The organism is Isosphaeraceae bacterium EP7 (assembly GCA_038400315.1).
Taxonomy (GTDB): Bacteria; Planctomycetota; Planctomycetia; order Isosphaerales; family Isosphaeraceae; genus EP7.
In genome coordinates this window covers 1,156,012-1,166,049 of the sequence record CP151667.1, presented here as the reverse complement: position 1 = coordinate 1,166,049, position 10,038 = coordinate 1,156,012, and the positions used below count along the sequence as shown (strand labels likewise).

6 protein-coding genes are annotated in these 10,038 nt (G+C 64.4%); 2 read left to right on the top strand and 4 right to left on the bottom strand.

Features of this window, described 5'->3' with window-relative positions; genetic code table 11:
* Positions 1-197: 197 nt before the first annotated feature.
* Positions 198-1,187 (top strand): hypothetical protein, encoded by a 990-nt coding sequence (locus EP7_RS04640; protein WP_463526426.1) that lies wholly within the window; start codon positions 198-200, stop codon positions 1,185-1,187.
* Positions 1,188-1,224: 37 nt separating this feature from the next.
* On the top strand, positions 1,225-2,373 hold the full coding sequence (locus tag EP7_RS04635; protein ID WP_463526425.1) for a TolB family protein: 1,149 nt from the start codon (positions 1,225-1,227) through the stop codon (positions 2,371-2,373).
* A gap of 110 nt (positions 2,374-2,483) precedes the next feature.
* On the opposite strand, the gene EP7_RS04630 is transcribed toward EP7_RS04635, so the two are convergent.
* From EP7_RS04630 to EP7_RS04615, 4 genes are all read right to left on the bottom strand, one after another.
* Complete coding sequence (locus EP7_RS04630; RefSeq protein ID WP_463526424.1) at positions 2,484-4,439, bottom strand: primary-amine oxidase; 1,956 nt, start codon at positions 4,437-4,439, stop codon at positions 2,484-2,486.
* Between the two features lie 134 nt (positions 4,440-4,573).
* Positions 4,574-6,085: an ankyrin repeat domain-containing protein gene (locus tag EP7_RS04625; RefSeq protein WP_463526423.1), complete on the bottom strand. Its 1,512-nt coding sequence runs from the start codon at positions 6,083-6,085 to the stop codon at positions 4,574-4,576.
* A gap of 39 nt (positions 6,086-6,124) precedes the next feature.
* Positions 6,125-7,474 (bottom strand): DUF1552 domain-containing protein, encoded by a 1,350-nt coding sequence (locus EP7_RS04620; protein WP_463526422.1) that lies wholly within the window; start codon positions 7,472-7,474, stop codon positions 6,125-6,127.
* The gene (locus EP7_RS04615) at positions 7,471-9,855 is read right to left on the bottom strand and encodes a DUF1592 domain-containing protein (protein WP_463526421.1); all 2,385 of its coding nucleotides are present in this window, start codon (positions 9,853-9,855) and stop codon (positions 7,471-7,473) included. Before EP7_RS04615 ends, EP7_RS04620 begins: the two co-directional genes overlap by 4 nt.
* Positions 9,856-10,038: the final 183 nt, after the last annotated feature.

Sequence of the window (10,038 nt, the reverse complement as noted above, 5' to 3'; positions counted from 1 at the left end):
TCTAAACTCCTCGAACCGGAACAGTTCGACTCGACGACCCGGTGCCCCAACACGCCGGGGGATTGCGCGTTGCGAATTTAAGACCTCATTGCAGGACCAAGACGTCGATGGGATTATGGATGCGCAAAACAGGCGAGCCCAAGGATGATTCCCCGGCGTGACGGGGCTTTATAAAGAAATGAGGACCGATGTCTAGGATGAAATCGCTCGCGACCTGCACAACCTATCTGCTGGCGGCCGTACTCCTCGCAACGACGCTCATCACAATTCCCGCCACGGCGAGGGCGGAAACCTTCATCACGGTCGACGTCCCCGGCGCGAGCTCGACGACGCTTAACGGGATCAATGACCTGGGCGATTCAACCGGGTCGTTCGTCGTGGGATCATCGACCTTCGCCTTCACTCGCAGCACAGCGGGCGTCATCTCGGCCTATTCCATCCTGGATAGCACGGCAACCTATGCCAACGGAATCGACAACTTGGGCAGGGTCGTCGGCTCCTACTTCGACGGCGCGGCGACCGGCGCCTACATACGCGAGGCCGATGGGTCCTTCGCCACGTTCTTCGTCCCGGGGAGCACATCGACCTTCGGCAACGGGATCAGCAGCGACGGCTCGATCGCCGGCACCTATTCACTCTCCACCGGCCTCGACTTTCACTCGTTCATCCGGGCTGCTGACGGCACATTCACCACCTTCGACGTCCCCGGGGCTGTTTGGACCTTCGCTCAGGGGGTGAATGCCAGCGGCCAGGTCGTCGGATCCTATTTCGACGGTTTCTCCTTCCATGGCTACTTGCGCGATCCTGATGGGACGATCCAAACCCTCGACGCACCGGGTTCGCTTGCCTCTTTCATCAATGGGATCAATATCACTGGCGACGTCATTGGCAGCGGGCTCATCGGTTACTTCAACAGCAGTGGGCCGACCCTCATCAGCTCGGGCCTCCTCGGCGGTCCGACGGGCATGCTCGTCGGCTTCAACGTCCCGGGCGCAGACACCTCGACCGGGCAGGGTATTAATGGCGGTGGGCTGATCGTCGGCAGCTATACTGCGGGAGGAATCACCCACGGCTTCATCACCGTCGTCCCCGAGCCGGGCACCTTTGTGCTCTGCGGCACTGCAATCATCGCTCTCATCGCGACGAGGGCCGTTGCCCTCGGGGGTAAGGTGGTGGAGGGCGACTGACTCTCACCCATCCGGACTTTCAATCGAGGACACTCCGATGTGCCAGCGGGAAGAGCTCCTCTCGCCTCGCCGCCTGCGAGCCGGCCCGCTCGGCGCCGCGGCGGCCAGTCTGCTCGCGACGTTCATCGCCGTCGCCGAAGGCCAATCTCCTGCGCCGACGATTCGTGCCTTCCGCGACCAAGGGGGCCAGGTCCATTGGTCGCCGCGGGGCGAGGATCGAATCCTCTACGCGAGCCGAGGGAGAGACGGCTACTACGACGTCCATTCGGCCGCCCCCGACGGCTCGCACGACATCTGCCTCACGTGCAACACGCCCGGCCTACCCGGCAAACACGTCGGCAGCCCGGCCTGGCATCCCTCAATGCGCTGGATCGTGGTCGTCGCCGAGAAGCCGGTCCACCCAGGGACCTCGTTCGACGCCCTGCCCGGCTTCGGCGCCTATTCCGACCTTTGGTGTCTGAGCGTCGCGGGCGACAAGGCGATCCGCCTGACCGACCTGCCTGCCGACCCCGACCACGGCGTGATCATTCCCAGGTTCTCGCCCGACGGCAAGCAACTCGTCTGGAGCGCCCGGGTCGAGCGGCCGAAACTCTTCGACCTGAAGCAGCACTTCGGCTACTGGGCGATCAACATCGCCGATTTCGTCGAGGGACAGGTGGGACCAGCGCTCCAGAACCTCCGCGTCTACGAGCCTGGCGGTCGGGCGTTCTACGAAACCTACGGCTTCTCGCGCGACGGCCGCCGCGTCCTATTCTGCAGCAGCATGAATCAACGCTCTTCATGGGATCAGCAAATCTACACCATCGATCTCGGCTCCGGAGACGTCCGCCAACTCACGCAGAAGGACTACAACGAGCACGCCTTCGAGACTCCCGACGGCAGGACGATCGTCTGGATGAGCAACCGCCAGAGCACCAGGGGTGGGACCGACTGGTGGATGATGGATGCCAATGGCACCAACCAGCGACGCCTCACCTACTTCAACGAGCCAGGCAGCCGCGACGACATGGGGAAGCCCGTCTGGGCCGGACTCGGCTCATTCAGCCCCGACGGTCGTCGGTTTATTGGCGATATTCAGACCAACCTCCTGACGCAGGCCGCCCTCATCAAGATGATCGAACTCCCCGACCAAAGCCCGCAGAAGCCCCGAATGGCACCGCGACGAACCGGCGTCCCGCTTAAGTAAACCCGACGGTTTTCGGCGGCGGGAAGGGAGAGTCCCGCAGGAGTGGCTAGGGCGCTGACCGGTCATCTTGAGCGCCCAGTCAAATCGCAATGGGCCTCCCGCCTCGAGTTTCAGTGACAGCAGCTCATCCCGGCTTTCTTCGAGGATGGGGGGACGTCATTGGCCGGGTTCCGGGCGAAAAATCCGGCCGGCTTGAGCGTGAAGCCAATGTAGGCGGATGGCATGACCGGGTAATCCTCGGGCCTGGGGATGTGCGTGTGGCCGAAGGTGTACCAGAAGACGACGTCCGCGCCATCGATCGGCCTGTTCGCATCCGTCCATGTCTTCAGACCGTCGCCTCCGCGTGACTGATTGGGATAGTCGCCGGCACCATATTTCTCGCCGGACTGGTAGGGCGTGACCCAGACGTGGCTCTCCACGAACTCCGCCCGCTTTCGCCACCAGGCATTCGGCGATGCGAAGGGGACCGAGTTATCTCCGGGGAGGAAGCGGTAGCCGACCGGCTCGCCGACGTGATTGAGCGCCCCCGGATTGACGACCTTCCAGGTCCTGGCCGTCTCCAGGCTGAGGTTACCCCGGGCTTCCTGCTCTGTGGTCAGCGGGGTGGACCGCGCCTGGAAGGCGTTCTCGAATGGGTTGAGTTCGTCGATTGGGTCGGCCACGACGTCGACGCGGTGGACGGTGTTCTTCACGCCGTCGAGGTCGAAGTCGAGCCTCATATTGAAGAAATGCTGGTGATTCGGCGCGTACAACTGAGGCGCGACTAGATTCCCGTGCTTCGGCGTTTCTCCCGGATGGGACGCGGCCAGCGAGAGGATGCCGGTGAGCTTGATCTCGAACTGGATCGTGCCGTCCTGGTAGAGATACCAGAAGAAGCCGTATTCGTAATTCTCCACGGTGGAGACCGAGGAGACCACCAACCTCCGTGAGCGCCTTACCTCGGGGGTATCGGGCAAGCGTCGGTCGGTGTGCTTCCAGAGGATGCCGTAATCCTCCTCGTGCATGCAAACCGCGTTCTTGATGGTCAGGGACTCTCCCCGGCTGTCGCAGAGGTGGGCGTCGAAGTATCGAATCAGGCCGAGGCAATCGCACCCCAACACAAGGCTGTTGGCACACATGCCCATGCCATATTCGCCGACGTCGAAGGCGTTTTTCCTCCTCTGCGTCGGATCGGGGTCGCCGTAGGGGACGACCATCTCGGTGAGCGAGGCGCGATACAGGACCGATCGCTCTCGGCCTCCGTCGTCGTAGCGGAGGTGGTGGAGCGTGAGCCCCTCGCGGGCGTTGAAGCCGACGACGAATTTCCACTTCTGCCAGGACACCTGGTAGCCGTCCACTTCGAAGCTGGGCCCTTCCGGCTGGGCGATCTCCAGGGCTTTGATGTCGGACCGGAAGTCGGACATGCGGTCGGCGGCGTAATTGCCTTCACCAGGCGGGATCGGCCAACGGCCGTGGTCCTCGACGCGGAGGACCTGCATCGTGTTCAGGTCGACGACAGGTCGCAGTCCTTCGATCGGCCGGACGTAGCCGTTGTCGGTCGGGTCGGTACGAAGGAAGCAAAGCGGGCGAGCGAGGCGGCGTGAGCTGTCCTCGGGATCTCCGTAATTGCCGGCGCTCCAGATGTCGACCATCACCAGGCTGGTGTCGTCGACGCCCGTGTGCTCCTTCAACTTCGCCTTGAATTCGGGGCTGTTCAGGACGGCCTGCTCGCACTCCGCTTGCTCGTCGATCGTCATCGTCGGCTGGACGCCGGGGATGTGGTCCCAGGACAGGAGCTTCTCTTCCGTCAGGGAAAGACTCGCCTCATAGCAGGCGTTCAGAGCGTTGTCGAAGAGGACTGTGAACACCTCGCGTGGCGGATCGCCCCCATTCCTGTCATGCACAAACGCCTTGTCGGGTTCTTTCAAGGCGACCGAGACGAATCTCGTGGTGGGCGTAACTTTTCCTGCGACTTTGAGGAGATCGACCGCGGCTCGCACTTCCTCGGCCGACAACGGCTCGAGCGGATGCTTCGCGCCGACCGCAGGCTTGCCACCGAGCGGAGTGATGTTGATAAGTGTCGACACGGGCTCTTCCTATGCATGGGGACGTGGCGAGATCTCGTGGCCCGACATCGCCTCACGCGATGGCATCGGGGACGAACTTCGCAGAGCCGGCCACCCCGGTCAAGCGATCAAGTTGGGCGATGGATGGGTCGGGTCTACGGTTTGCTCTTCGTCGTTTCGACGGCCGGGGCTGGGCGACGATCTTCGATCGGCCTGGCTCCAGGTCGAGGGGGCCCTTCGGCCTGCATCGCCCGTTGAATGGCCTGGATCGTCTCGGGAGACGGCTTGAAGTTGCCTGGCCGGTTGCCTTCCGCGATGGAAAGCGGTGTCCAGCCGTACTTGTTCTCGCGATTCCAGAGTTCGATCTTGGCCCCTTTCTTGGCCAGTAATTCCACGACTCTCGGGACGCTCTTGTAGGCCGCGCCGTGCATTGCGGTCTCTCCGTTGTCGTCGACCGCATTCACGTCGTTGCCGAGTTCGATCGCGAGTTCCAGGGCCGCCATGGCCTCGTCCTCGGTGCCCGCCTCCTCGCCGGGGGCGAGGGTCCCGATGCCGGCGGCGGCCATCAGCGGGGTGCAACGGTCGACGTTCGAGAGGCAGGGATCGGCGCCGTGCGCGACCAGCTTGCGCATCAGGGGGACATCGTCGGTCATTGCAGCCAGCAGGAACGGTGTCGCGCCGGCCCGATTGAGGACGCCTCGCCCCGACGCTCCTCGCTCGAGCCTTGCATTGACGTCGGCCCCGCGTTCGACCAGCGAATCGACAAATTTGAGGCTGTCCAGATTCCCGGATCCGGTGGGGGCGGGGTCACCGCTCTCGTCGTCGCCGCGGCTCGGCTTGCGGACCCAGGTCAGCGTGTGCAGCGCCGTGAAGCCGGATCGCTGGTCGTTCGGGTTGGCGCCGGTGTCGAGCAGCACGACCGCCAGTTCGAAGTGCCCGTTCTCGATGGCCAGGATCAGCGGGGTCGTCCCGCGAGCCGGAGCCCGGCCCGAAGCCTTCTTCACTTGCATGGGCCCGTTGACGTCGGCCCCCGCCATCAGGAGCACGCGAACGACATCCGTTCGACCCTCGCGCACGGCCATAAACAGCGGCGTGAATCCAGATAGGAGAGGCGTCTGGAAATCGGCCCCTTTTCGGAGGAGTTCGTTGACGACTTCCGTATGACCCTCGGCCGCCGCCCACAACAGGGCCGTCTGGCCTCGATGCTCCCTGGCATTGACGTCGGCACCACGCGCGAGCAAGACCTGCACGGGGCCGAGCCTCCCCGTTCGCGCGGCGGTCATCAGGACAGACTCATCACCCCTGAGTTTCGTGTTCGGGTCGGCACCCGCGTCGAGCAGCAACTCGACCAGAGCGCGGTTGCCGTTCGTGCAGGACATGGAGAGCGGCGTAACTCCGTACCGATTTGCGGCCTTCACGTCGGCCCCGGCATCAACTAGGAGCCTCGACATCTCCAGGTCGTCGTGATAGGCCGCCCAATGCAGGGCCGTCATGCCGTCGACCTGAGATTGGCTCGCGGCCTGGCCCCCCGCGATCAGCTTGCGGACCTCGTCCCGATCGGACCGCTCCGCCGCATCGGCCAGGGGCGTCTCGGCGCCTCGGAGGACCGGGCCGGATGCGATGAAAGCGAGTGCCAGGCCGCACGCGACGAACCGATTCCGTTTCATCGAGGTCAACTCCGGGTCTACTGCCCAGCTCAGAGGTGGTCAGAGCGAGAGCGGCTCGAAGAGATCATCGACCTTGCCACGGCTGTCGGCGAAGGAGTCGAGGCGGACGCCGACCTTGTCGAGCAGGGTCAGGTGGAGGTTGGCCAGAGGCGTCGGGTTGGTGAATCGAATGTGCCGCCCCCCCCTCATCTTGCCAGCCGCTCCCCCGGCGATGAGGATTGGCAGGTTCATATGATCGTGGACATTGGGATTACCCATGCCGCTGCCATAGAGGTACAGCGAATGGTCCAGGAGCGAGCCGTCACCCTCGGGCGTGGCCTCCAGCTTCGCAAGAAACTCGGCGAAGAGGGAGACGTGGTATTGATTGATCTTGGCCATCTTGGCGACCTTCTCGGGGTCGTTGCCGTGATGGGTCAGCGGGTGGTGCGGGTCGGGCACGCCGATCTCCGGGTAGCTCCGGTTGCTCGTCTCGCGTGCGAGCTGGAATGTGATGACGCGGGTGACGTCGCCCTGTAAGGCGAGGACCTGGAGGTCGAACATCAACCGGGCGTGGTCGGCATAGGAGCTGGGCACGCCTTCGGGGCGGTCGAGATCGGGCAGGGCGCCGTCCTTCACGTCGGCCTCAGACTTTTGAATCCGGCGTTCGACCTCGCGCACGGACTCCAGATACTGGCCGACCCTGGCCCGATCCGCCGGGCCTAGCTGACTCTGCAGCCGGCCGATCTCATCGACCACCGAATCGAGCAGGCTCGCCCTCTTCTTCAGCGAGGCTCGACGATCCGCGGCAGTCCCGCCCTCGCCGAAAAGGCGTTCGAAGACGACCCTCGGGTGCGCCTCGGACGGCAGCGGCGAGGTCGGCGAGGACCACGAGAGATTATTCTGATAAACACAGGCGTAGCCGTTATCGCACTGGCCGACCGTCGACATCAGGTCCATCGACAGCTCGAGCGAGGGGAGCTGCGTCTCCTGGCCGATCTGCCTGGCGGCAATCTGGTCGGCGGTCGTCCCGAGGTAGTAGTCGGCACTCTCGGTCAGCTTCGCCCGCGCCGCGCTGAGGAAGGCGGCGTTGGAGGTGGCGTGGGTGCCCGGATAGGCGTTGCGCAGCTCCAGGTTCGAGACCACCGTGACGTGCCGCTTCAGCGTTCCCAGCGAGCTGAGAATCGGCGACAACTCGTCGAGCGTGTCCGAGCCCGGGGGAGTCCAGCGGGCGGTGTCGCACCCCATGGGCATGTAGACGTAACCGAGCCGGCGGAGCCTGGCAGGCGCGGCCGAGGTCGCGGCCAGGGCCGTCATCGAGGGGACCATCGCGTCCAGGAGCGGGAGGGCGAGCGTCGTCCCCAGGCCACGGAGGAACGTCCGGCGCGGCAGGGCCTTCTTCGTGACGATCATTCCGACCTCCTCATCCTGAACGGAGTGCTGGAGACGATCCCGACGATTAGCGACGAGAACCGATGGTCGTTGGCCCGAGCGTCGCGGACGATCTTGCGGACGGCCGGCGCGTCGAAATGCTCCACGCCCCGACCCAGGGCGAAGGTGAGTAGCTTCTCCGTCAGCGCGCCGACGAACACATCGGGCCGCCCGATGATGGCCTGTTCGAGCCCGGCCACACCGTCGAACCGGCTGCCGTCCGGCAGTCCCCCCGACGCGTCGACCGGGCGGCCTTCTTCGATGTCACGCCATCGGCCGACCGCATCGAAGTTCTCGAGCGCGAAGCCGACGGGGTCCATCACATCATGGCAGCTGGCGCAGGCAATGTTCGCTCGATGCTCGGCCAGCCGCTCTCGGATCGCCAGCGACGAAGAGACGGTGTTGTCCTTCAGAGCCGGAACATCCGGGGGCTGGGGAGGGAGTGGAGTGCCGAGCAGGTTCTCCAGGATCCATTTGCCGCGAATGACGGGCGAAGTACGTGTGGCGTACGACGTCACGGTCAGCACGCTCCCCTGGCGGAACAGGCCTCCCCGCTTGCTATCAGTGCCCAGCTCCACGCGACGGAACTGGCTGCCGTAGACGTGCGGGATGCCATAGTGCTTGGCCAGGCGTCCGTTCAGGTACGTGTGGCCGGGGTCGAGCAGTTCGAGCACGCTCCGATCCTCGTGCATGACCTCTTCGAACAGAGCCTCGGTCTCACGCCGGAAGGCGATCCGGAGGTTTTCGTCGAAGTCCGGGAACAAGCGAAGGTCCGGCGTGATTGAATCGAGGTTTCGTAGGTGTAGCCACTGCGCCGCGAAGTTGTCGACGAGACTCCGGGAGCGCGGATCGCGCAGCATTCGCAGGACCTGGGCCCGAAGGACGTCAGCCTGCCCCAGTTCCCCGCGCTCGGCCAGATCGAGCAGCTCGTCGTCGGGGATGCTGCTCCAGAGAAAGAAGGACAGCCGAGAGGCGAGCTGGACGTCGGGGACGCGATACGCCGCGCCAGAATTGACCCCGGGCGGATCTGTCTCGATGCGGAAGAGAAACTGAGGATTGACGAGGATCGCGCTCAGAGCTGTCTCGATCCCCGAGTCGAAATCTCCCTCCGCGCGTGCCTCCCGAAACAACTCCATCGGCTTCTTGAGGTCGGCGGCGTTGATCGGCCGCCGATAGGCCCGGCGTAGGTGTGTCGACAGGATCTGGCTGGCGCAGTCATCCTCCGCACCCTCGTTCTCGGGCCTGACGACGAAAATCCGGCGTCGGCTTGGGGTATCCCCCGGACCTTTGGAGTTGTAAGGGCCGGTGATCGAGACCTGGAAGATCGCCGGGCTGAGCCTGGGATGCCGGTGGGCATTGTAGTGGGCCTGGTACGGCTGACGCTTTGTCTCCAGGAGTGAAGAGGGTGATTTCAGGAATGTCACCCCGAGCATGTGTGGGCCGGCACCCACCGAGATGCGTGCCTTCAGCTGGGCGTCGACAACTTGGTGCTCACGATCCGACCGGGGCGGCGTCACTCTGAACGAAGCCATCCGCTCGCGATCCAGCAAGATCTCCAGATCATGCGGCTCTCGGAGCCCCTCGACATGCTCATTGCGGTCCCTCGCCAGGAGGATTTGCACGTCATACTCGCCCCCCTGCGGGAACGTGTAATCGATCAAGGCGCCGCCGCGAGTGCCGATCGGCAGGCCCTCGATGTGCTCTTCCTGGGTCAGGTCGGCCTTGATGCGGAAGGTGTCTCCTCCCGGGGATCGGCCCGTCCCGCCGACTGCCAGGCGGCTAATTTTCTGCGCGGCGGTGATGAGGCGGTCCAGCAGGGTTGGCGACAGGTCGGCCACCGTCACGTTGTCAAACCCATGGCTCGACTCGTCAGTCGGCAGCAATGCTTCGGCGTCGATGTCCAGCGCGAGCAAGTCGCGAACGGCATTCCGGTACTCAGTCCGATTGAGCCGCCGGAACGTGCCGGTCCGCCCGGGGTCCGGCTGATCGGCTGCCGCGCGATCGAGCGCGCCGGAAAGCGTTCCCACGAAGGACTCGTACGCCCGCTCGGACAGCGGAACTTCCCCCGCAGGCGGCATCTGACGGGCCGCAACTCGCCGGACGACCTTCTCCCAGGCCCTCGCGTTTCCGGCCAGATCTCCCGCAACCATGGGAACAAGGTCCAGCCCGCCGGCCTTCTCGTCGCCGTCGTGGCACGAGACGCAGTAGAAATTCGCGAACCGGCGGATTGACTCGCGATCCTCGGGCGACCCGAGCGGGGCCGGGGGAACTTCCGACCTTCGATCGGCACCGTGCGTGGGGGCGACGCCGACCATGAGCAGGGACAGAATGCCGAGACCGATTCTCGCTCCCCATCGAATCATGATTCCAAGCTCCGATGGGCAGGCACCTGGGACGTGTCGGATGGAGCCGTCTGTCCTCACCCCAGTCGGAGACTCGAGATCGAGTCTCGGCCTGGACACGCATTCAAAGAGTCTACAGCCCGGTTTCGCCTGATGCACGACATCTTCGCATGAACCTCCCTCTCGAAATGCTCATCATGCGAG